This is a genomic window from Burkholderia sp. AU30198, from assembly GCF_020419825.1.
Taxonomy (GTDB): domain Bacteria; phylum Pseudomonadota; class Gammaproteobacteria; order Burkholderiales; family Burkholderiaceae; genus Burkholderia.
This window is the reverse complement of record NZ_JAIZSA010000011.1, coordinates 234438-256895: the sequence shown is the minus strand read 5'-3', so window position 1 is coordinate 256895 and position 22458 is coordinate 234438. Positions and strand designations below refer to the sequence as shown.

The 22458-nt window shown below is 66.3% G+C and carries 20 protein-coding genes and 3 pseudogenes; 11 read left to right on the top strand and 12 right to left on the bottom strand.

All coding sequences use genetic code 11. The annotated features are described in order from the left end of the window. Nucleotides 1-38: 38 nt before the first annotated feature. Entirely contained in the window at nt 39-2633 is a 2595-nt protein-coding gene (gene acnD / locus LGN19_RS24280) for a Fe/S-dependent 2-methylisocitrate dehydratase AcnD (protein ID WP_122948255.1), read from the top strand. A 26-nt stretch (nt 2634-2659) separates the two neighbouring features. Further along, nucleotides 2660-3850: a 2-methylaconitate cis-trans isomerase PrpF gene (prpF, locus tag LGN19_RS24275; RefSeq protein WP_174957865.1), complete on the top strand. Its 1191-nt coding sequence runs from the start codon at nt 2660-2662 to the stop codon at nt 3848-3850. 57 nt (nt 3851-3907) lie between these two features. Here the strand turns inward: prpF and LGN19_RS24270 are convergent, their stop codons facing one another. The 7 genes from LGN19_RS24270 to LGN19_RS24240 all read right to left on the bottom strand — a co-directional run bounded on the left by LGN19_RS24270 (nt 3908) and on the right by LGN19_RS24240 (nt 11407). After that, nucleotides 3908-4846, bottom strand: coding sequence for an alpha/beta hydrolase (locus LGN19_RS24270; RefSeq protein WP_226217552.1), 939 nt, complete (start codon nt 4844-4846; stop codon nt 3908-3910). Nucleotides 4847-4879: 33 nt separating this feature from the next. Continuing rightward, nucleotides 4880-6034 (bottom strand): acyl-CoA dehydrogenase family protein, encoded by a 1155-nt coding sequence (locus LGN19_RS24265; protein WP_122948252.1) that lies wholly within the window; start codon nt 6032-6034, stop codon nt 4880-4882. Nucleotides 6035-6072: 38 nt separating this feature from the next. Then, the gene (locus LGN19_RS24260) at nt 6073-7395 is read right to left on the bottom strand and encodes an MFS transporter (protein WP_226217550.1); all 1323 of its coding nucleotides are present in this window, start codon (nt 7393-7395) and stop codon (nt 6073-6075) included. 10 nt (nt 7396-7405) lie between these two features. Beyond that, entirely contained in the window at nt 7406-8458 is a 1053-nt protein-coding gene (locus LGN19_RS24255; RefSeq protein WP_226217548.1) for a porin, read from the bottom strand. Between the two features lie 84 nt (nt 8459-8542). Further along, the gene (locus LGN19_RS24250) at nt 8543-9343 is read right to left on the bottom strand and encodes an enoyl-CoA hydratase/isomerase family protein (RefSeq protein WP_226217546.1); all 801 of its coding nucleotides are present in this window, start codon (nt 9341-9343) and stop codon (nt 8543-8545) included. Then, nucleotides 9340-10560 (bottom strand): CaiB/BaiF CoA transferase family protein, encoded by a 1221-nt coding sequence (locus LGN19_RS24245; protein ID WP_226217543.1) that lies wholly within the window; start codon nt 10558-10560, stop codon nt 9340-9342. Before LGN19_RS24245 ends, LGN19_RS24250 begins: the two co-directional genes overlap by 4 nt. A gap of 64 nt (nt 10561-10624) precedes the next feature. Then, nucleotides 10625-11407, bottom strand: coding sequence for a crotonase/enoyl-CoA hydratase family protein (locus LGN19_RS24240; protein ID WP_122948248.1), 783 nt, complete (start codon nt 11405-11407; stop codon nt 10625-10627). Nucleotides 11408-11541: 134 nt separating this feature from the next. On the opposite strand from LGN19_RS24240, the gene LGN19_RS24235 reads away from it, so the two are divergent. The 4 genes and pseudogenes from LGN19_RS24235 to LGN19_RS24220 form a co-directional block, all read left to right on the top strand. Beyond that, on the top strand, nt 11542-12309 hold the full coding sequence (locus LGN19_RS24235) for an IclR family transcriptional regulator (RefSeq protein WP_226217540.1): 768 nt from the start codon (nt 11542-11544) through the stop codon (nt 12307-12309). Between the two features lie 86 nt (nt 12310-12395). Continuing rightward, nucleotides 12396-13448, top strand: coding sequence for a CaiB/BaiF CoA transferase family protein (locus LGN19_RS24230; protein ID WP_226217538.1), 1053 nt, complete (start codon nt 12396-12398; stop codon nt 13446-13448). Nucleotides 13449-13589: 141 nt separating this feature from the next. Continuing rightward, nucleotides 13590-13838 carry a type II toxin-antitoxin system Phd/YefM family antitoxin gene (locus LGN19_RS24225; RefSeq protein WP_174957857.1) on the top strand — a complete coding sequence of 83 codons (249 nt, stop codon included), beginning with the start codon at nt 13590-13592 and terminating at the stop codon, nt 13836-13838. Further along, nucleotides 13831-14109 (top strand): annotated as a pseudogene (locus LGN19_RS24220) (type II toxin-antitoxin system RelE family toxin); the annotation flags it as partial. The gene LGN19_RS24225 and the pseudogene LGN19_RS24220, both read left to right, overlap by 8 nt. Nucleotides 14110-14226: 117 nt before the next feature. Here the strand turns inward: LGN19_RS24220 and LGN19_RS24215 are convergent. Next, nucleotides 14227-14670: a PaaI family thioesterase gene (locus LGN19_RS24215; RefSeq protein ID WP_122948244.1), complete on the bottom strand. Its 444-nt coding sequence runs from the start codon at nt 14668-14670 to the stop codon at nt 14227-14229. A 269-nt stretch (nt 14671-14939) separates the two neighbouring features. Between LGN19_RS24215 and LGN19_RS24210 the strand changes: the two genes are divergently transcribed. Then, a complete protein-coding gene (locus LGN19_RS24210; RefSeq protein WP_226217536.1) occupies nt 14940-16559 on the top strand; it encodes a methyl-accepting chemotaxis protein in 1620 nt (539 codons plus the stop codon). Here LGN19_RS24210 and LGN19_RS24205 read toward each other — a convergent pair. Beyond that, on the bottom strand, nt 16532-17641 hold the full coding sequence (locus tag LGN19_RS24205; protein ID WP_226217534.1) for an AGE family epimerase/isomerase: 1110 nt from the start codon (nt 17639-17641) through the stop codon (nt 16532-16534). The two genes, LGN19_RS24210 and LGN19_RS24205, sit on opposite strands and share 28 nt — an antisense overlap. Nucleotides 17642-17755: 114 nt before the next feature. On the opposite strand from LGN19_RS24205, the gene LGN19_RS24200 reads away from it, so the two are divergent. Further along, the gene (locus tag LGN19_RS24200) at nt 17756-18454 is read left to right on the top strand and encodes an MgtC/SapB family protein (RefSeq protein ID WP_174957853.1); all 699 of its coding nucleotides are present in this window, start codon (nt 17756-17758) and stop codon (nt 18452-18454) included. 526 nt (nt 18455-18980) lie between these two features. On the opposite strand, the pseudogene LGN19_RS24195 reads toward LGN19_RS24200, so the two are convergent. The 3 genes and pseudogenes from LGN19_RS24195 to LGN19_RS24185 form a co-directional block, all read right to left on the bottom strand. Further along, nucleotides 18981-19373, bottom strand: a pseudogene (locus LGN19_RS24195) (IS481 family transposase); the annotation flags it as partial. Between the two features lie 84 nt (nt 19374-19457). After that, nucleotides 19458-19718 (bottom strand): annotated as a pseudogene (locus LGN19_RS24190) (IS110 family transposase); the annotation flags it as partial. Nucleotides 19719-19726: 8 nt separating this feature from the next. Then, nucleotides 19727-20521 carry a hypothetical protein gene (locus LGN19_RS24185; RefSeq protein WP_226217575.1) on the bottom strand — a complete coding sequence of 265 codons (795 nt, stop codon included), beginning with the start codon at nt 20519-20521 and terminating at the stop codon, nt 19727-19729. Between the two features lie 621 nt (nt 20522-21142). Here LGN19_RS24185 and LGN19_RS24180 point away from each other — a divergent pair. The 3 genes from LGN19_RS24180 to LGN19_RS24170 all read left to right on the top strand — a co-directional run bounded on the left by LGN19_RS24180 (nt 21143) and on the right by LGN19_RS24170 (nt 22442). Then, on the top strand, nt 21143-21436 hold the full coding sequence (locus LGN19_RS24180) for a helix-turn-helix transcriptional regulator (RefSeq protein WP_226217532.1): 294 nt from the start codon (nt 21143-21145) through the stop codon (nt 21434-21436). A gap of 12 nt (nt 21437-21448) precedes the next feature. Next, on the top strand, nt 21449-21796 hold the full coding sequence (locus LGN19_RS24175) for a hypothetical protein (protein ID WP_226217530.1): 348 nt from the start codon (nt 21449-21451) through the stop codon (nt 21794-21796). A 265-nt stretch (nt 21797-22061) separates the two neighbouring features. Further along, the gene (locus tag LGN19_RS24170; RefSeq protein WP_226217528.1) at nt 22062-22442 is read left to right on the top strand and encodes a hypothetical protein; all 381 of its coding nucleotides are present in this window, start codon (nt 22062-22064) and stop codon (nt 22440-22442) included. Nucleotides 22443-22458 lie beyond the last annotated feature (16 nt).

Here is a 22458-nt window from a genome sequence, read left to right as displayed (position 1 = left end):
CGGCGTGCGCCGGACGCCATACCCGAGTTCCCCACACCATGAATACCGCCAACCGCAAACCCCTGCCCGGCACGTCGCTGGACTATTTCGACGCGCGCGCCGCGGTCGAAGCGATCGCGCCCGGTGCCTACGACACGCTGCCGTACACGTCGCGCGTGCTCGCCGAAAACCTCGTGCGCCGCTGCGATCCGGCGATCCTTGCCGATTCGCTGAAGCAGATCATCGAGCGCAAGCGCGAACGTGATTTCCCGTGGTTCCCGGCACGCGTCGTGTGCCACGACATCCTCGGGCAGACGGCGCTCGTCGATCTCGCCGGCCTGCGCGATGCGATCGCCGACGGCGGTGGCGACCCGGCGAAGGTGAACCCGGTCGTGCCCGTGCAGCTGATCGTCGACCACTCGCTCGCCGTCGAATGCGGCGGCTTCGATCCGGACGCGTTCGCGAAGAATCGCGCGATCGAGGATCGCCGCAACGAGGATCGCTTCCACTTCATCGAGTGGACGAAGAAGGCGTTCGAGAACGTCGACGTGATCCCGCCGGGCAACGGCATCATGCACCAGATCAACCTCGAGAAGATGTCGCCGGTGATCCAGGCGCAAGACGGCGTCGCATATCCGGACACCTGCGTCGGCACCGACAGCCACACGCCGCACGTCGACGCGCTCGGCGTGATCGCGATCGGCGTCGGCGGCCTCGAAGCGGAGAACGTGATGCTCGGCCGCGCGTCGTGGATGCGCCTGCCCGACATCATCGGCGTCGAGCTGACCGGCAAGCGCCAGCCCGGCATCACCGCGACCGACGTCGTGCTCGCCCTGACCGAATTCCTGCGCAAGGAAAAGGTGGTCGGCGCATACCTGGAATTCCGTGGCCCGGGCGCGGCGAGCCTCACGCTCGGCGATCGCGCGACGATCTCGAACATGGCACCCGAATACGGCGCGACGGCCGCGATGTTCTTCATCGACGGCCAGACGACCGACTACCTGCGCCTCACCGGCCGCAGCGACGAGCAGGTGAAGCTCGTCGAGACCTACGCGAAGGTGGCCGGCCTGTGGGCCGATACGCTGAACAACGCGCAGTACGAGCGCACGCTGACGTTCGACCTGTCGAGCGTCGTGCGCAACATGGCTGGCCCGTCGAACCCGCACAAGCGGCTGCCGACGTCCGACCTCGCCGCGCGCGGGATCGCCGGCCAGTGGGAAGAGAAGGCGGGCGAGATGCCCGACGGCGCGGTGATCATCGCCGCGATCACGAGTTGCACGAACACCAGCAACCCGCGCAACGTGATTGCAGCGGCCTTGCTCGCACGCAACGCGAATGCGCGCGGCCTCACGCGCAAGCCGTGGGTGAAGAGCTCGCTCGCGCCCGGCTCGAAGGCGGTCGAGCTGTACCTGGAAGAAGCGAACCTGCTGCCCGAACTCGAGAAGCTCGGCTTCGGCATCGTCGCGTTCGCGTGCACGACCTGCAACGGGATGTCGGGCGCGCTCGACCCGAAGATCCAGCAGGAAATCGTCGATCGCGACCTGTACGCGACCGCCGTGCTGTCCGGCAACCGCAACTTCGACGGCCGCATCCACCCGTATGCGAAGCAGGCGTTCCTCGCGTCGCCGCCGCTGGTCGTCGCGTATGCGATCGCCGGTACGATCCGCTTCGACATCGAGAAGGACGTGCTCGGTCACGACCAGGACGGCAAACCCGTCACGCTGAAGGACATCTGGCCGACCGACGAGGAGATCGATGCGATCGTCGCGTCGAGCGTGAAGCCCGAGCAGTTCCGCAAGGTCTACGAGCCGATGTTCGCGCGTAGCGCCGATGCGGGCGAGCGCGCGGCGCCGCTGTACGACTGGCGCGCACAGAGCACGTACATCCGCCGTCCGCCGTACTGGGAAGGCGCGTTGGCCGGCGAGCGCACGCTGCAGGGCATGCGCCCGCTCGCCGTGCTCGGCGACAACATCACGACCGACCACCTGTCGCCGTCGAACGCGATCCTGCTGGACAGCGCGGCCGGCGAATACCTCGCGAAGATGGGCCTGCCGGAAGAGGACTTCAACTCGTACGCGACGCACCGGGGAGACCACCTGACCGCGCAGCGCGCGACCTTCGCGAACCCGACGCTGATCAACGAGATGGCGATCGTCGACGGCGCGGTGAAGAAGGGCTCGCTCACGCGCGTCGAGCCGGAAGGCAAGGTCATGCGGATGTGGGAAGCGATCGAGACGTACATGAATCGCAAGCAGCCGCTGATCGTCGTGGCCGGCGCCGACTACGGCCAGGGTTCGTCGCGCGACTGGGCCGCGAAGGGCGTGCGGCTCGCGGGCGTCGAGGCGATCGCCGCCGAAGGCTTCGAGCGGATCCACCGCACGAACCTGATCGGGATGGGCGTGCTGCCGCTCGAGTTCAAGCCGGGTACCAACCGGACGACGCTCGGCATCGACGGCACCGAAACCTTCGACGTGATCGGCGAGCGCACGCCGCGCGCCGACCTGACGCTCGTGATTCACCGCAAGAACGGCGAGCGCGTCGAGGTGCCGATGACGTGCCGGCTCGATACGGCCGAGGAAGTGTCGATCTACGAGGCGGGCGGCGTGCTGCAGCGCTTCGCGCAGGACTTCCTCGAATCGTCGCAGGCGGCTTGATCGGGTCACACAGGGATAACGCACACATGGCTCACACTCCTCAAATCAGGATTCCCGCGACCTATATCCGCGGCGGCACCAGCAAGGGCGTGTTCTTCCGGCTGCAGGACCTGCCGGACGCCGCGCAGGCGCCGGGCGCCGCGCGCGACGCGCTGCTGCTGCGCGTGATCGGCAGCCCCGATCCGTACGGCAAGCAGATCGACGGGATGGGCGGCGCGACGTCGTCCACCAGCAAGACGGTGATCGTGTCGAAGAGCGCGCGGCCTGGCCACGACGTCGACTACCTGTTCGGCCAGGTCTCGATCGACAAGGCGTTCGTCGACTGGACCGGCAACTGCGGCAACCTGTCGGCGGCGGTCGGCCCGTTCGCGATCAGCGGCGGGCTGGTCGATCCGGCGCGCGTGCCGCGCGACGGTGTCGCCGTCGTGCGGATCTGGCAGGCGAACATCGGCAAGACGATCGTCGCGCACGTGCCGGTGACGAACGGCGCGGTGCAGGAGACGGGCGACTTCGAGCTGGACGGCGTTACGTTCCCGGCCGCCGAGGTGCAGCTCGAGTTCATGGACCCGGCCGCCGAGGAAGAAGGCGCGGGCGGCTCGATGTTCCCGACCGGCAACCTCGTCGACGATCTCGTGGTGCCGGGCGTCGGCACGCTGAAGGCGACGATGATCAACGCGGGGATCCCGACGATCTTCGTCGAAGCGGAAGCGATCGGCTACACGGGCACCGAGCTGCAGGACGCGATCAACGGCGATGCGAAGGCGCTCGAGAAGTTCGAGACGATCCGCGCGCACGGCGCGCTGCGCATGGGCCTGATCGACACGCTCGATGAAATCGCGACGCGGCAGCACACGCCGAAGATCGCGTTCGTCGCGAAGCCGGCCGATTACGTCGCATCGAGCGGCAAGCGCGTGAATGCGGGCGACGTCGACCTGCTGGTGCGCGCGATGTCGATGGGCAAGCTGCACCACGCGATGATGGGCACGGCGGCGGTGGCGATCGGCACGGCCGCGGCGATCCCCGGCACGCTCGTCAACCTGGCGGCGGGCGGTGGCGAACGCAACGCGGTGCGCTTCGGCCATCCGTCGGGCACGCTGCGCGTCGGCGCGGAAGCGCAGCTCGAAAACGGCGAGTGGACCGTCACCAAGGCGATCATGAGCCGCAGCGCACGCGTGCTGATGGAAGGCTGGGTGCGCGTGCCGGGCGACGCGTTCTGAGCGTTGCCGGTTGGGCGGTGCAGATGCGGGCGGCTTCGGCCGCCCGCGTCGTTTTTGTCATCCGTGCAGGAACCGGCGCAGCGCATCGTGGCTGAGGCGGCGCGCCGTTTCGGACACGCGCGCGCCGGGCACGATGTCGAAACCATGCACGCCGCCGGGGAGCACGTGCAGTTCGGTCGGCACGCCCGCGCGAAGCAGGCGCTGCGCGTAGTCGAGATTTTCGTCGAGGAACAGGTCGAGCGAGCCGACCGACAGGAACGCGGGCGGCAGGCCGTCGAGCCGTGTGGCGCGTGCGGCGGCGGCATATGGCGACACGCCGTCGAGGCCCGGCGCATGACCGAGCAACGCGCTCCAGCCGAACCGGTTGTTGGCCGCATGCCAGACGAACTCGCCGGCATGCGGATGCGGCGCGCGCGTGCAGGTGCGATCGTCGAGCATCGGATAGATCAGATGCTGGAACGCGAGCCGGTATTCGCCGCGGTCGCGTGCCAGCAGCGCCAGCGCGGCGGCGAGCCCGCCGCCCGCGCTTTCGCCTGCCACGCCGATCCGCGCCGGGTCGATGCCGAGTGCATCGGCCTGGCGGAAGACCCACGCGAGCGCCGCGTAGCAGTCCTCGATCGCGCCGGGAAACACGGTTTCCGGCGCAAGGCGGTAGTCGATCGAGATCAGCGCGCAGCCGAGCTGCGTCACGAGCGACCGGTGTACCGCCTCGAGATCCTTCGCCGCGCCGCGCACGTAGCCGCCGCCGTGCATGTGGACGATCGCCGGGAGCGGGCGCGCGCCGGCCTCGGGCCGGTAGACGAGGACCGGAACGTCCGGCGCGCCGGCGGGACCAGGCACGGCACGGCGTTCGAGGGTGCTGCCGGCGAGGTCGGGCGGTGGCAGCGGCAGCACGCGTTCGCGCGACTGCGCGAGGTTGTCGGCGCTGAGCGTGACGGTCGGCCAGACCGCGAGCAGCGGGCGGATTTCAGGATCAACGAGTTGCAGGGTATCCAACGCATGGCTCCATCGTGGCGGTGGGCCCCGCGTTCACAGCACGCTGCGCGCGACGACCCAACGGTGTACCTCGGTCGGGCCTTCGAAGATGCGCATCAACCGCGCTTCGCTGGCCATCTGCTGTAACGGCATTTCCTTCGTCATGCCCATCGCGCCGAGCGTCTGCATCGCATGATCGATGACGCTCGATGCCATTTCGGTTGCGAACACCTTGACCATCGAGATCTGCGTGCGCGCATCCTGCCCGGCATCCACGCGCGCGGCCGCTTCGTAGGTCATGAGGCGGCACGCGTGGATCTGCGTGAGTGCGTCGGCGACCCACCACTGGACAGCCTGGCGTTCCGCGAGCGGCACACCGAAGGTCGTGCGCTGTTTCGCATGGTCGCACAGCATCGCCACCGCGCGCTCGGCGCGGCCGATGCACCAGGCGGCCATCTCCAGCCGCCGGTTCGCGAGCCGTGCCTGCATCGGCGCGAACCCGGCGCCTTCCCGGCCCAGCAGTTGCGCGGCGGGAATGCGGCAGTTCTCCAGCACGATTTCATACGTGGACAGCCCGCCGATCATCGGGATCCGGCGTTCGATGATGAAGCCCGGCGTGTCGCGCTCGACGATGAACGCCGACATGCCGCCGCGCTTGCCCTTGCTTCGATCGGTGAGCGCCATCACGATCGTCCAGTCGGCTTCGGTCGCATGGCTGATCCAGATCTTGCGGCCGTTCAGCACCCAGCTGTCGCCGTCACGCACGGCCGTCGTGGACAACGCGCCCGGATCCGAGCCGGCGCCCGGCTCGGAGATCGCCATCGCCGCACGCGTGGCGCCGCGTGCGTACGGGTCGAGATAGCGCGCGCGCTGCGCGTCGTCGGCCACTTCGCACAGCATCCGCAGGTTCGGTGAGTCCGGCGGCAGGATGTACGGGGTCACGGTCGTGCCGATCGCTTCGTTCACGCCGACCATCGCGACGGCCGGCAGGTCGGCGCCGCCCGCATCGAGCGGCGCGTCGAGCCCCCACAGGCCGAGCTGCCGCGAGCGCTCGTCGAGGTGCGCGCGCTCGTCGTCGAGCAGCCCGAAGCGCTGGCCGTCGGCCTCGCGCGCCATCACGGCCGCTTCGAGCGGAATCAGTTCGTCCTTCACGAAGCGTGCGACGAGGTCCCGGATCATCCGGTGGTCGAGTTCGAGTTCGAAATTCATGAGAGTCGATGAGGGTGAGGAAGGAAATGCCGACGCGGTCAGCCCGCGTCCGGACGAGACGATGCGCGGGCGCGCAGCGTGAACAGCAACGCGACGGCACCGGCTGCGAGCAGCGCGGCGTTGAAATAGAGTCCGCCGCGCATCGACCCGGTGGCCGTGTTGAGCACGCCCATCAGGAACGGACTCGCGAACCCGCCGATCGCGCCGGACATCGTGATCGCCGCGATCGCGACCGCCATCGAGCGCTTCGGCAGCGCGAGCCCGGGCAGCACCCAGAACGCCGGTAACGTCGCGGCGTGCGTCGCGACCGCGACGCAGAGGGCGATCAACATGGGCGTCGTGCCGGTGACGCGCGCCAGCCCGACGAGCGCCGCTGCGCACGCGATCATTGCGAATGCGCCGTGCCCGCGCCATTCGCGCCGGCGTTCGGTGCGCCAGCCCATCCCGAGCATGCCGACGATCCCGCACAGGTAGGGCAGCGCGGACAGCAGCCCGATCTGCATCGCGCCATGCAGGCCGCCGCGATGAAGAATCACGGGCATCCAGAACACCAGCGCATAGCCGGCGGCCGCGATCGCGAAATTGCCCGTGCACAGCAGCCAGAAATCGCGGTGCGCGAGCAGCGGGCGGGCCATGTTCGCCTCCGGCGTGCCGGCTTCAGCCTGCGTATGCGCGGCGCGCAGCGCGGCCTTGTCGGCGTCCGACAGCCAGCGCGCGTCGTCCGGCCGGTCGTCGAGGAAACGCAGTGCGACGAAGCCGAGCACGCTGCTCGGCAGTCCTTCCACGAGGAACAGCCATTGCCAGCCGCTCAGGCCGGCGGCGCCGTCGAAGTACGACAGGATCGCGCCCGACACGGGGCCGGCGATCATCCCCGCGAGGTACAGCGCGGTCATGAAGAGCGCGAACGCTTTCGCGCGCTGCTTCGGCGGATACCATGCGCCGAGATAGAACAGGATGCCGGGGAAGAAGCCGGCCTCGAACACACCCAGCAGGAAGCGGCATGCGTAGAACTGCGCGGGCGTCGTGACGAACATCGTCGCGGCCGAGCCGAGCCCCCACAGCACCATGATCCGGGCGATCGTCCTGCGCGCGCCGATCCGCGCAAGCAGCGCGTTGCTCGGAATCTCGAGCGCCATGTAGCCGATGAAGAAGATGCCTGCGCCGAGCCCGTAGACGGCGTCGGAGAAGTGCAGTTCGGCCGCCATCTGCGCGTGCGCGAAGCCGATGTTGATCCGGTCGATGAACGACAGCGTGTAGCAAAGGATCAGGAACGGCAGCAGCCGGCGCGAGATCCGGCGGTAGAGCGCCGGCGTCGCGCCATCGTCCGCTGCGGCCGGGTGGGTCGAAAGGGTTGGGGTCATGAGCACTCCGTCAGAAGCGGTGAACGAGGCCGAGCGCGAACACCTGCTCGGTGCCGCCCGGTTGCGGCTGCAGGCCGACGACGACCGTGTTGCGGGCATCGCCGCCGTTCTTCATGTAGAGATAGCGTGCGTAGAGCGAGGTCCGCTTCGACAGCGGGTGGTCGTACCCGATGCCGAGCGCGGTCGCGTCGTTCGCGGAGCCTTTCACGTCGCGGCGCACGACCGAGACGAGCACGCGATCGAGCGCGCCGACGTCGATCGACGCGCCGGCACTCGCGGTCGAGAACGCGGGCAGGTTCGGCGCCGTGCTGACGCTGTAGAGAAACGCGGCGTACAGCTTGACGTGCGCGAACGCGTAGTTGGCCGCGAACACGTAGTGGCGGGTCGTCGACGGGGACACGACGGGCGACAGGTTGCCGGCCGACGTGTCGCCCTGGAAGCCGGCGCCGACGTAGAGCCCGCCGATCCGGTACTGGAGCCCCGCGCCATAGTTGCGGCCGGCCTGCGTGGACAGCGCGTTCGGCGTCGGGAAGCCGTACGTGGCCATCACGCGCAGGCCGTTCCAGTCAGGGCTCAGGTACGACGCCGCCTGGTTGAAGCGCGGAATCGGCGGCGTCGTGTTGCTGGTGATCGTGTCCGTCGACGTCGCGAGCAGCGCGAGCGGCGACAGCCGTTCGTTGAGCCCGAACGGATCGCCGTCATAGACGACGTAGAACAAAGGCGTGTATTGCCGGCCGAGCCGGAGGTCGCCGTAGCGCGCGTTCTGCATCGCGACATAGGCCTGCCGGTAGAACAGCGTGCCGCCCTGGAACGACCCGTCGGCCGGCGAGAAGCCGCTTTCCAGCACGAACTTCGTCGACGTGCCGCCGCCGAGATCCTCGACGCCCGTCAGTCCGAACCGGCTCGTCGACGATCCGCCGCCGCTTTGCCGCACGCTCGACAGACTGCCGACGCGATCGAATTCGACGTAGCTGTCGACCACCCCGTATAACGTGACCGACGACGCGTGCGCCGATGTGGCGCATAGCACGCACGCGCCGACCAGGAATGCTTTCCGTTGCATGAAGGTGTCTCCGTTCCATGTTTTTTTCGCGCGCCCGCGTTCTGGGAGCGGTTGCGCGCGTGATGCCGCCGTGTTGCGTCGGGCTCAGCGCCCCTTGAATACCGGCTTGCGCTTCTCGAGGAACGCGCGGGCGCCCTCGATCCGGTCCTCGCTCGCATAGACGTCGGGGCCGACGTCCAGCCGCAGCGCGGCGGCCACCGGCAACCCCTGGCTGCGGGTCGCGGTTTCCTTGATGCGGCGGATCGTGAGCGGCGCGTTCCCGGCGATCGTCTGCGCCAGTTCGCGCACGGTGTCGTCGAGTGCGGCGCCGGGGACGACGCGGTTCAGCAACCCGGCGCGCTGCGCCTCGTCTGCGTCGAAGCGGCGGCCCGTGAACAGCAGCTCCATCGCGATCGCGCGCGGCAGCATGCGCGGCAGCAGCACGCTCGCGAAGTTCGCGCCCATGCCGACGCGTGCTTCGGGTAGCGCGAAATACGCGTGATCGGCGGCGATCCGCAGGTCGCAGGCGAGCGCGATCTCGCAGCCGCCGCCGATGGCGTAGCCGTTGACTGCCGCGATGGTCGGCTTGCGCAGCTCGAGGATCAGCTCGTGCACGTTGCGTGCGAGCCCGCGCATCGGCTGCATCCCGCGCATCTCGGGGTCGCCGAGATCGACGCCCGCGCTGAACGCGCGTTCGCCCGCCCCGCGGATCACGATGACGCGAATCGACGGGTTGTCGTCGAGCGTGACGAGTTCGTCGCACAGCCGCCGGATCGCTTCGGCGGACAGCGCATTGGCGACGTGCGGACGATGGATCGTCAGCCACGCGATGCCGCTGTCGTCGTTGCGCAGGATCGACGGGGCGTCGTCGCCCGTCAGCGAAGAGAACGAGCCGGATGGGGTCATGACGCGCTCCCGGTGGCGTCCGCACGCGTGTCGTGGAGCACGCCCGCTTGCCGCAGCGCATCCCGGCTGGCCGCGTCGATGCCGAGCGTGTCGAGCACGGCGTCGGTGTCGGCGGCGAATGGCTGCGGCGGCCGGCGTATCGATCCGGGCGTGCGCGAGAGTTTCGCGGGGACGCCCGCGCCGGTGTAGGTGTCGGTCTTGACGAACATCGCGTTGTGCGCGGCTTGCGGGTGGCCGAATGCATCGGCGATGGTGTTCACCGGGCCCGTCGCGACGCCGGCGTTCAGCAGCCGCTCGACGATGTCGTCGGCATGCAGTTCGGCGGTCAACTGGCCGAGCAGCGTATCGAGCGCATCGCGATGCGCGACGCGCTTCGCGTTGGTCGCGAACCGCGGATCGCACGCCAGCTCGGGCACGCCGAGCGTTTCGACGAGCCGCGCGAACGTGCGGTTGTTGCCGGCGCCGGTCGAGATCGGCTTGTCCTTGCACGGATAGACGCCGTACGGCGCGATCGCGGCATACACGTTGCCTGTCGCGACGGGCACGTCACCGGTTGCCATCCAGGTCGTGCTGACCGGATGCAGCATCGACAGCGCGGTGCTGAACAGGTCGATGTCGACGTGCTGCCCGAGGCCGGAGCGGGTCCGTTCGACCAGCGCGAGCAGGACGCTCGACACGGCGCTCAGGCCCGCCGCGTAATCGACGACCGGGAACGGCACCTTGAGCGGCATACCACCCGGCTCACCGTTGATCGACATGAAGCCGGCGAGGCCCTGCGCGACGGCGTCGTAGCCCGGAAACCGAGCCAGCGGGCCGCCGGTGCCGTATCCGGAGATCGAGCAGTGGACGAGGCGCGGGAAGCGCTCGCGCAGGCAGTCGTCGTAGCCGATGCCCCAGCGTTCGAGCGTGCCCTGCTTGAAGTTGTCGATCAGCACGTCGGCCGTGTCGAGCAGGCGGAACAGCACGTCGCGGCCGTCCGGATGCGACAGGTCGAGCGCGAGATTGCGCTTGTTGCGGTTGAGCCCCCAGTAGTAGCTGGAGATGCCGCTCGGCATCGCGGGCCCCCAGTCGCGCGTTTCGTCGCCTTGCGGCGGTTCGATCTTGATGACGTCCGCGCCGTGGTCGGCGAGCGTCTGCGCGCAGAACGGCCCCGCGTAGACGCGGCTCAGGTCGACCACGCGCACGCCTGCGAGTGCGCCTTCGGTACTGCTTGTCATGACGATGTTTCCTTCGATGTGGAATTCGGGTGGCCGGCACGCCGGCATGCGATGCGTCGCGGATTCAACCGCGCGCGGCGAACAGTGCGTTCACGGCTTCGCGGTGTTCGGGGGTGGCGTGCGCGAACGCCTGGTACGACGCCGACAGGTCGAGCAGCGTGTCGAGGCTCGCGTGGCGGCCTTCGCGCAGCAGCCGCTTGGTCAGGCGCAACGCGGTGCCCGAATGCCGGGCGATGCGGCCGGCCAGTTCAAGCGCGTGCGCAAGGAGGTCGCCGTCGGGAACGACACGCGACACGAGCCCGCAGCGCAGCGCAGCCTGTGCGTCCAGCGCATCGCCCGTGAACGACATTTCCGCGGCGACGGCGGCGCCGACGATCTGCGGCAGGAACCACGCACCGCCGTCACCGGGCACGAGGCCGAGGGCGATGAAGCTCTCGGCGAAGCGGGCACGTTCGGCGGCGATGCGGATGTCGCACATGCACGCGAGATCGGTGCCGGCGCCGATGGCCGGGCCGTTGATCGCCGCGATGGCCGGCACTTCGAGGTGCTGGAACGCGTGCGCAATGCGCTGGATGCCGCGGCGATAGCTTGTCCGGATCGCGGCGAGGTCGTGCGGGTCCGATTCCATGAACGCACGCATCGCCTTCACGTTGCCGCCCGACGAGAACGTCGTGCCGGCACCGGTCAGGACCAGCACGCGGATCGATTCGTCGCGGTTCGCGTCGTCGCAGCATTCGGTCAGTGCGTCGATCGCATCGTTGTCCGAAATGGCGTTGCGTGTTTCCGGACGGTTCATCGTGACGGTCAGGATCGGTCCCTGCCGTTCACGGATCAGAAAGGCTGTCATGGTGTCTCCGAGTGTTCCGTGCCGCGCGACTTCACGCCGCGGGCCGAAGCCTAGTATCGTCACGACGGTTGGCGCCGGGAAATTCCGTTCCACATACGTGGAACGCTCGCCCGGTGGCGTGAGGAGGCGGCGGGATGAGCGGAAACGTGGTCAAGAGCGCGGCGCGCGTGTTTGAAGTGCTGGAGCTGTTCAGCGCATTGCAGCGGCCGCTGAGCGTGCGGGAGATCGCCACGCGCTGCGGCTATCCGGGGTCGAGCGCGGCGGCGCTGCTGACCAGCATGAAGGCGCTCGGCTATCTCGCGTACGACGACGCCACCCATACGTATGCGCCCACTGCGCGGCTCGTCAATCTCGGCGAAGCGCTCGTCGATTCGACGGCAGGCAGCCGGCGGTACTGGCATGCCGTCGCAAAGCGGCTGGCGGTCCGTACGCGCGAGGCCGTCGTGATCGCGGTGCAGAGCGACCTGTACGTGCAGTACATCGATGCGGTCGAGGGCGCGCATACGCTTCCGATCCAGTTCTACGCGCCGATCGGCACGCGTCGCGAGATCTGCATGTCGAGCCTCGGCTGGGCGCTGCTGAGCCTCCAGCCGGACAGCACGATCCGCCGGCTCGTGTCGCGCAGCATGCGCCGGCTCGGCAAGTCGGGCCGGACGATCGACGAGGATGTCGTGCTCGACAAGGTCGAACAGACGCGCCGGTTCGGCTATTCCTATTCGGCGAACACGGTCACGCAGGGCGCCGCGATGATCTCGATGGTGATCGCGGACGGCTGGAACGGCCTGCCGCTGGCCATGGGGGTGGCCGGGCCGGTCGAGCGGATCGACGCGCAGCGCGACGCGATCGTGCGGGCGATGCGGGAGGCGCTGGCCGGGCAGCGGCCGGATGCCGCAGCGGGCTAGCCGGCTGACGTTGGCGCGCGCAGGCATTCGCATAGAATCGGGAGGTTTCGTTGCTCCTGTTCCGGCTGCATTCCAGCGAGGTCGCCATGTCATTGAACACGCCGCTTTCCGGCATCCACATCGTCGAATTCGAAGGGCTTGGCCCCGGCCCGCTGGCGGGCTGGATACTCGCCGGGATGGGCGCGCGGATCACGCTGATCGCGCGCCCGGCCGGCCGCACGAGCGCGCCGGATGCGTTGAAGGCCAGCGACGGCGACCTGCTGCGCGAAGGCAAGACGATCGTCGAACTCGACCTGAAGTCGCCAGCCGGCCGCGAGGCCGCGCTCGACCTGGTCGCGCAGGCCGATGCGCTGATCGAGGGCCTGCGGCCCGGCGTGATGGAGCGGCTCGGCCTCGGGCCCGACGATTGCGCGCGCCGCCATCCGACGCTCGTGTACGGGCGGATGACCGGCTGGGGCCAGCATGGCCCGCTGGCGGCTGCGGCAGGGCACGACCTGAACTACGTCGCGTTGACGGGGCTGCTGTCGCTGTCCGCGCCGCGCGACGGCCGGCCGGGGGTGCCGCCGACCGTCGTCGGCGATGCGGGCGGCGCGCTCGGGCTCGCGTTCGGGATCGTCTGCGCGCTGTTCGACGTACGCGGCGGCGGGCCGGGGCGCGTGGTTGACGGCGCGATCGTCGATATCGTGTCGATGCTTGGTTCACTTGCGCTGTGGGCGCGCGCGAACGGGCAGCTCGACGGGGCGCAGCCGAGCCTCTTTCACGACGCGCCGTTCTACGACGTGTACCGCTGCGCGGATGGCGAATGCGTGACGATCGGCGCGCTCGAGCCGCCGTTCTATGCGCTGCTGGTCGAACGGCTCGGGTTGACCGACGTCGATCCGGCGTCGCAGTACGATCGCGCGCGCTGGCCCGCGCTGAAGGCCCGCTTCGCCGACGTGTTCGCGCAGCAGCCGTCCGCGCACTGGCGTGCGCTGCTCGAAGGCACCGATGCGTGTTTCGCGCCGGTGCTGAGCATGGCTGACGCGGCCGCGCATCCGCACAACGCGGCGCGCGGGATCTATCGGACGGATGACAATGGCAACGTGCGGGCGCGCGTGGCGCCGCGGTTTCTGCCGTTGGCGGGGGATGGGGCGGAGTAGGCACGCCGGCATGTCGAGGTCGTCGAACTGGTCGCGAAATGTACTTCACTGCAAGGCTTCGCGAGTGGAGGGCGCCAGCTATGGTGCTGAATTTGGTGCCAAATTAGATGCAACCGCCGTTCTGTAGAAGAGGGAGTTGATATGCCTCATACCATTCTGGCCAACGTTATCGCGAGCGTTTCGGAACTGAAGCGGAACCCGATGGGCACGGTCGCGGCGGGAGAAGGTTTCCCGGTTGCAATTCTGAATCGCAACGAGCCCGCGTTCTATTGCGTCCCGGTGACGACATGGGAGGCGATGGTCGAACGTCTGGAGGATATCGGAGACAACGCGCTGGTCGACAAGCGCACCAAGGGGAAAGTCGTCAAAGTCAAGCTGAACGACCTTTGAACTTCAATTTCTCGAACCGGCGCTGAAGGAGCGGACGATGCTCGATCGCACCGTTCGCGACCAGTTCAAATGCCGGCTCGCCGAGCGGCTCGAGAATCCTCGGATACTGTCTGCAAAGCTGCGGGGTCATCCGGACCGCTACAAGATCAAGCTGCGCAGCGTCGGTTACCGGCTTGTATACGAAGTGCGCGATTCGGAAGTGCTCGTACTGGTCGTGGCGGTCGGTCGACGTGAGCGCGATGCGGTCTATCTTGCCGCGATGAAGCGTTAGAACCACATGTGCGGCACATGGAAGCGGCAAGCTTGTCCGCCTATCTGACCGCTCGGCTCGTCTACGCGCTCATCGTCTTCTGGATGAACGGGCGATCCTTCAAGCGCGGGGAACCGCTCACGCCGTTTCCTCCGGCGCATCCGGCATCTTGCCGTCGCCGACACGGTTGATCGTGCCCTGCGCGATCGCGACGAGCCGCTCGTGATCGCCGTCGATGACGAACACATGACACTGGCAGGTCGCCTGGTGCCGGCCCGCATAGACGAGCTTCGCGCGGGCGACGAGCGTGCCGCTCACGGCCGGCCGCAGGTAGTTGATCTTGTATTCGGCGGTGATCACGCGCGGGCCGAGCACGAGCGCGCCGGCGAACGTCAGCGCGTTGTCCGCGAGGTAGCTGATGACGCCGCCGTGCACGAAACCGTGCTGCTGCCGCAGTTCCTCGCGCACGGGCAGGCACAGCGACACTTCGTTGTCGCCGATATGCATCAGCTCCGTGCCCAGCAGCATGCTGAACGGTTGCGCACGCAATGCGCCGCGCGCGTGATCCGTGATGTCGGTCATCGAACTTCCTTCGAAATGAGTGCCCGCTTGCGCTGAACTCTAGGAAGGGGGCTGCGGATAAGCAAGGAAATTCGTCCGCGTTTCGTGCGATTTCTGGTGCGATGCGACGCGATTATTGCGTCGAATGCCGTAGACTTCCCCGTTTGCGGGCCATTCGGCGGGAATGCGCGGGCAACGCGCACTTTGCCGCCGTCCATTCCTAAAGTCCGACGAAGAAATGCCGCTAATGCCGGGGCATTGCCTCATCGTCCGCTTTCAGGAATTCCCCCATGTTCGGAAAAATCAAGCTCGCGTCGGGTCTGCTCGGCGTGTTGACCGTGTTCTGCCTCTTCCTGTTCGCGATCGAGGCGCTCGGTTTCTGGGCGCTCAAGTCGACGCGCAGCGGCGTCGACGATCTGTCGAACGTCGCGATCGCGCAGGTCGACGCGGCCAGCCAGGCGACCCAGCAGCTGCTCGACGCGCGCATCAACCTGTCGCGCGCCGGCACGCGGATGGTGCGCGGCGGCCCGAAGCCGGAAGACATCATCCGCCATGCCGGCGCTTCGCTCGCGGAGGCGGACAAGGCGTTCGCCGCGCTGACGGCCGCGCAGCCGGTCGACGATACCAACCGCGCGCGCGTCGCGGCACTCGCCGAGCGCTATCGCGCACTGCGCGGCGCGCTGGGCGAACTCGTGCAGTTCCTCGATGCCGACAACATCCAGGCCTTCCTCGACCAGCCGACGCAGAGCATCCAGGACGCCTATATCGCCGAGCTGCATCGCTTCACCGACTATGGCGGCACGTCGAGCCGCACGGCGCTCGACACGATCGATGGCGGCATGCTCTGGTTCAAGTCGGTCGGCATCGTGCTGCTGGTGGCGATGCTCGTCGCGAGCGCGGCGATCTACGCAGCCGCGCGGCGCGCGGTCGTCGCACCGCTGGAGGAAGCCGGCCGCCATTTCGAGCGGATCGCGCAGGGCCGGCTCGATGAAGTCGTGCGGGCGGGCGGCGTGTTCGAGATCGACCGGATGCTGCGTAGCCTCGCCGCGATGCAGACGAGCATCGCGGGCACCGTGCGCACGGTGCGCCACGCGTCCGACGCGATCCACCTCGGCGCGGGCGAGATCGCGGGCGGCAACGCCGACCTGTCGGCGCGCACCGGCACCCAGGCCGCATCGCTCGAGGAAACGGCCGCGAGCATGGAGGAACTGACGGCGACCGTCCGGCAGAACACCGACAGCGCACGCGCGGCGAGCGCGCTGGCCGATGCGGCGCTCGAGGCGACGAGCCACGGCGGCGGCGTGGTCGACAGCGTGATCGACCGGATGCGCGGCATCGCGCAGAGCTCGGGGCGGATCGCGGAGATCATCTCGGTGATCGACGGCATCGCGTTCCAGACCAACATCCTTGCGCTAAACGCGGCCGTCGAGGCCGCGCGGGCCGGTGAACAGGGGCGCGGCTTCGCGGTCGTCGCGGGCGAAGTGCGCTCGCTCGCGCAGCGCAGTGCGCAATCGGCGAAGGAAATCAAGTCGCTGATCGAGGATTCGGTCGCGCAGATCAATGGCGGCGCGGAGCTCGTCGAGCGTGCCGGCGACGCGATGCGGACGGTGTCGGCGTCGATCACGCGCGTCGTGCAGACGATGTCCGAGATCACCGCGGCGTCGGTCGAGCAGAGCGTCGGGATCGAGCAGGTGAATCAGGCCGTCACGCAGATGGATCAGCTCACGCAGCAGAACGCGGCGCTGGTGGAGGAGGTCGCGGCGGCGGCCGCGTCGCTGAACGACCAGACCGCGCACCTGATGCAGGCGGTGTCGGTGTTCGAACTGGGCGATGGCCGCGCCGCACGCGGCGAGCGCGCGGCGCCGTCGTTCGCCGAGACGGGTTACGCGCCGGCCGGCAGCGCCGCGTAGGCGGTCGCGAGGTGGTAGGGCGTCGTCGACGGCATGTCGGCGCGCGCCACCTGCCCGTCCGCCGTCTTGCACTCGAACCAGCCGCGCGGATGCAGGAAGCGCGCGGCGAACTGCTCGATCTGCCGCGCGAGCGGCGCGGAGGCCGGCGTGCCGCCGTGCGTCGCGAGCGCGCGCAGGTATTCGGTCTGCGCCCAGATCCGCTGCGTGCCGTCGATGCACGCGCCTTGCGCGTCGAGCGCCGCACAGACGCCGCCCGTCTGCGGATCGACGCCGTATTGCTCCGCGAACACGAACGCGCGCGCCAGCGCGCCGGGGAGCCCGGTCTGCGCGAGCCGCGCACCGGCCGCATCGACCAGATAGAACCATTCGAACTGATGGCCGGGCTCGAAACGGTTGTCGGCCGCGCCGAGCGGCAGCTCGGCCACGCAGCCGGTTGCCGCGTCGACGAACGTGTGCTCGATGGCCTGCGCGGTGCGCGCGAGCGCGTCGTCGAACGCCGCATCGCCGAATGCATCGGCAGCCGCGAGCCAGGCTTCGGTCAGGTGCATCAGCGGATTCTGCAGCGCTCCGCTGCCGGATGACGAGAAATCGGTATGGCGCGCCGCATCGAGCCGCGCGTCGCCGGGGCGTGGCGCGAAACGATCCTGAATCAGCGCGGCGGTCTCTTCGGCTGCCTGGCGCGCGGCGGTGTCGCCCGACGCCGCATACCACGCGGCGCACGCGAACACGATGAATGCGTGCGTGTAGAGATCCTTGGTCGTGTCGAGCGGCGCGCCCTGCGCGTCGACGCTGTAGATCCAGCCACCGTGGCGCGGGTCGCGAAAGCGCCGGCCCAGCGCGTCGAACAGCGTGGCCGCGTGCGCGGTGTCGCCGGCCTGCGCGAACACGAACAGTTGCCGTGCGCAGGCCATGGCGCGATAACGGGTCACGGGCAGCGGCGCGTGGGTGGCCGGATCGACGGCTTCGAACGGCAACTGTAATGTCTGGTCGAACCCTGAACCCCGCCAGATCGGCAAGACGACGTGCGCGAAATGGTGGCGCAGCTGGGCGGCCTGGGCGGAAGCGGAGTCGGAAACGGACATGACGGGGGTGAGCGCTGGGTTCGAAACGTGTCGGCGCGGCCCGGAGAATCGGCGCGGCCGGGGCCAAGGATAAAACATTCCGCGCGGCCGGCACCAGAAAAGGAGATAAATCGCATGCTGAGCAACCTGGAACTCGTGATGCGGCTCGTCCTCGCGGCGGCGCTCGGCAGTGTCATCGGCTTCGAGCGTGAGCGCCTGTCGTGGGCGGCCGGCCTGCGCACGCACATGCTCGTATGCGTCGGCTCGACGCTGATCATGATCGTGTCGGCGTTCGGGTTCGCCGATGTGCTGGGCAGCAGCGAGCACATCGTGCTCGATCCGTCGCGGATCGCCGCGCAGGTCGTGTCGGGCATCGGCTTCCTCGGCGCGGGGTCGATCCTGCTGCGCGGGGAGATCGTGCGCGGGCTGACGACCGCCGCGAGCCTGTGGTCGGTCGCTGCGATCGGCCTCGCGGTGGGCGGCGGGCTCTACGTCGCGTCGATTTCGGCGACGATCATCATCCTGATCATCCTGGCCGGCATCAAGCCGCTGGAGCGGCGCTACTTCACGGTGCGCCAGCGGCGCCAGCTCGCGCTGACGGTCGTGAGCGGCGCGCTGAACTTCGATTCGCTGCACGCGGCGCTCGGCGCGGACAGCGCGCGCGTGAAGCAGTTCATCGTGCAGCGTGCCGACGACACGGGCGAGCACGACGAGGTGCGCATCGCACTCGCGCGGGTGTCGGAACTCGAATACCGGGCGATCTGCGACAAGCTGCGCGCGCTGAAGGGCGTGACGCGTTTCGAAGAGGGCAACGGGTTGTCGGGCGACGAATAGGCGGAATCGTCATCGGGGCGTGCGACAATGACCGACTACCGATTCCGTTCGACATCCGGTTCCGTGCTCGCGGGCCCCGCCATTCGATTTCCATGACCTCCGCCTAGGGTATCGTAAAAATCAAGTAAATTCAAATAGTTGGACGAAATTTTGTTTTCCAGCCCATCGCAAGGCCCATCATCTGACTCTGGCTGGCTCTAGGGCACTGGATCGTAGCCCGGTTCATCGCACTCAAGCGCGTGGCCCGCAAATTGATGCTTGTACAAAGAGACTAGAGCAGTCCCGATGTCTCCTATACTCGGCTTGATGCAATTCAAAAAAGCGGGACACGAGTACACGCCTGAGTCAAGCTGTCGTCCGATCCGCCGATTGAGATCCGTGCTTTTTCGCAGGCCATCGCCTAGGCTGTTTGCTCAACTGGCGAGAAGGGCCAAGAAGGTCTGGACTGCGTGAGCGGCAAGATCGTCGCATGCCGCTGTCCGATGCTAGAGCCCCGCTGTCCCCCAGTGTCGAGTTCGTACTATCACGCCACGGCGCCGCGCAGGAATTTCACGGCACTGCCCTTCGTATCGTCACAATGAATTGCCGTGAGCGCAATCCGAGCGTGACCGTCTACGGCGACGAATAGATACTCCCAGCCAACGCCGTCCACCGTATCGCGCCGATTGCCGGTGATGCGATGGCCAGGACGCACGATTCGACCGAGCTTCTTGATGTAGATGTGCAGCAAGTCGGCCGGTGCCTCGTGCTCGTAGCGCTGAACCGGTTCACGCGGTTGCAGGTTGCTCAACCAAGATAGTCAGGCACGCGCCAGCAAGCTGCTGATGGTCAAGGCGAACATGCCCAGGTGGCGGGCGATCTGACGATGCCGCAATCGCTGCTGGAGCAATTCCATGATCAGCGAGGCTGTCGTCTCGGCGTTCGGCGGGATCGGCTAGCCGATAGACTTCGGTTACGGTGTCTTCGCGCGAGAGGTTTTCGAGGCAGTGGTTCAGTCGCCTAACAGCGTTTTCTCGCTGGTTGCGGCAAGCGCGGCGGGCGACGGGCCGCGTTCGAATAGATCGAGCGCGGCCGGATGATCGAGGCGCGGCCCGAGAACGCGCTCAAGTGCGGGATGGATCTGGGTGAGCAGGCCGCGAATGCCGTTGCTGGTTTGAGTGACTTGGGCGGCGAGATCATCGTTGAGGCCGCACAGCATGGTGAGAGCAGTGAGCGGCGTGTCAACCAACCGAAGCGAGTGCGGCGTATGTGGCATCAAGTGGGCGTGCGAAATTACTTACGCTTGCTTGCCGATGGAAAGGACGGTGGAACATAATCCCGGACAATCCTACGGATAAGGCTATCGCTGAGGCCAAACTCTCTGATCGTCCTCTGCGTACAGTCCCTAAATTGTCGTTTCATATCACGGTGATAAGCAACAATTGCAGCATTCCTCTCAGCGATGGACCCCCACTTCCTCGATGCGTCTTTTGCATCAGACTCATCATTTCCAACGTCACCATGGTCAATCAACAGATCATCTTCATCTCGGACCACCAGCCCGCACCGTATTAAATACGCAATCGCTTGCTCGCGGGAGATAAGGGGCGTACCAGACAGATCCCGGATAGGAACATTGTCTTCATCAACAAAGATAATTCTCCCAATGCTGAATTCGTGCAGCAACTCCGTCCGGTGTTTATCTTCAATTCTGATTTGTTCAGCCTTGCGTCTATTAATCTCATTCGCATCAACAAAAATTGCCTCCCACGTTTTATTCTTTGATTTCTTAGAGAGAGCCACCTGAAAATCGGACATTTCCTCTTTCGTCATTGGGTATCGCAACTGAGGCAGGTGCCCCAGATTCCATAATCGCTTCAGCTCACGACGATCAGTATCCGACAACGAAGTGGAAAATGAGAATGCTGCATTCTTCGGATCGTGCCTCAGGAATCTCTTAGAGAGAATGCAATCAATATTTTTTAATCCCCCTTTCTCTCCAGTTGGGAATTTCGCATAAGAAATTGCCCAGCAAAGACCTGCAATACCAATCAGGGGGCCAGGCGACAACACTACGCACTCTTCCATCTGGCAACCTCTTTCAAGTTTCGATAGTAAATTCTAACTCATCAAGTTGGTCAGATGTCGGCATGAAATCCATCAAGCCTCACTGTTACTATCTTCGTCCCGATAATCAGGGCTTTGGCTAGCCAGGCCCGGTATGTTTCCCACCCCCGGTCACGGTCATGATCCAAATTGGTGAGGACCGCCCCGATCACCAGATCGGCACCGTCGGGGGCATCATGGCTGGGGTTACGTAGCCTTCCGCTAAAGGGGGGCATGGACATGATTGCTCGCGTTGGCGTGGATCTGGCGCGGTTGCAAATTCATCCGGTCGATAGCACCGCAGGTGTACTCGTCGCCTATCTGCGGGGACTGGCCATGCCTGCATCGCCGCCTGCATGCCGGTGACGCCAAGACCGATGCCCGCGATGCCACGATCATTGTGGCTTGTTCCGCTTGTAGTTCCGCCCGGCCGTGGTTTTGTTCCGCCTTGGACGTCCGTGAGCCTTCCTGGACAAGGGCAGAAAAAATGTGGTTGCCCGGAACCGCTGTTCCGGCCGCATTCTTCGTCACTCCCGGCACCCGCCGGATTCCGGCAAACGAGGATAGACAACCTCGTTTGCCCTAACAGTGATGGAGAAAGTCATGAACAAGCAGCACGCGCAGAACGCCGTTCCGCGCCAGTCCACCCCCACGCACCATGATGTGCCGATCAACATTTCCGAGATGGCTCGCCAACTCTGCAAGGCGCTGCGCATTCTGCGGATGAAGCAATTGATCGAGCGCACTAATCTGTCGCGTGCGACCTTGTACGTGCTTATGTCGAGCGACCCCACCTTCCCCCGCAAGATCAAGCTGACTGCACGCTCGATTGGCTTCCTCGAATCGGAAGTCGACGCTTGGATCGAAGCACGCGCGCAACTGCGCGGCACGATGTAAGAGGAGGATGCGATGACCCTGACTATTCCTCCCCAGCCGCAATCAACCGTCACTGACGGCGAAGCAGACGTACAACGCTTCATCGACCAACTCGACGCGTTGCAGCCAAGCAAACTGCAACAAAAGGCTCTTCTGTTTCAGAAGGCATATCTGGCCATCGAGCGCGCGATTGCACGCGAAGTTCCGCAGAAGCAAATTGTCGCAGAACTCGATAGCTTGGGTCTGTCGCTCTCCATCGGCGGTTTCCGCTCGTTGCTCGAGGTTGAGCGGAAGCAACGCAAAGAAAGCGGCGGGCGTGTGCGCTGCGAGCGTTGCGGGTCGAGCCTCCCGCACGAGGCCGAAGAGGAAAACGGTTCGTAGGCACCCACTGACGCGTAAATGTCAGATCGAGTCCGGCCATGCTGGGTTCGTGCTAAATCAACCGTGATGTAGTTGCAGTCAACTGAAAGTCAGTGAAGATCAATTCAATTTATTAAGGAATACAGACTATGATTTCCAGTATTCAAACATCGTTGCGTGCTGTTGTCGCGTGGAAGGACGTGCTCGACGATTGCATGATGGGGCAATGTGGTGTTGTGGCGCACATCGGTCAATACAGGCCCATGACGAGCGCACGGGAGGCCGCATGAGCGTCCAAGTATCTTTATCTGTCTACTCGCCAGCCAACGATACGCTGAGAACCTGGCAAGCAATCAATGTCCTTACATCCCGTTGGTTTCGCTCGGCGAACGAACTGAACGTCACCCATGGGACGACATACGCGGCGATTCTGGTCGATATGCCCGCAGTCGCAAGCGAGGTCGTACTTGAAGGCGCTGCTGCCATAGGTTGGCATTCAATGTCAGTCGCTTCGGAGAGCATGAGCGATCACGAAGAGGTCAAACAGGATTGCGATGGAGCTGTCCAGGAGCCTGCCGTGATCGTGTCTATGTCCGACGCGGACAACGGGCACACCTCTTCGTTTGTTCTGTCGGGAGCGTTAGCGTCTTCCGCGGTCGCGCCTTAACGAGGACCGAACATGC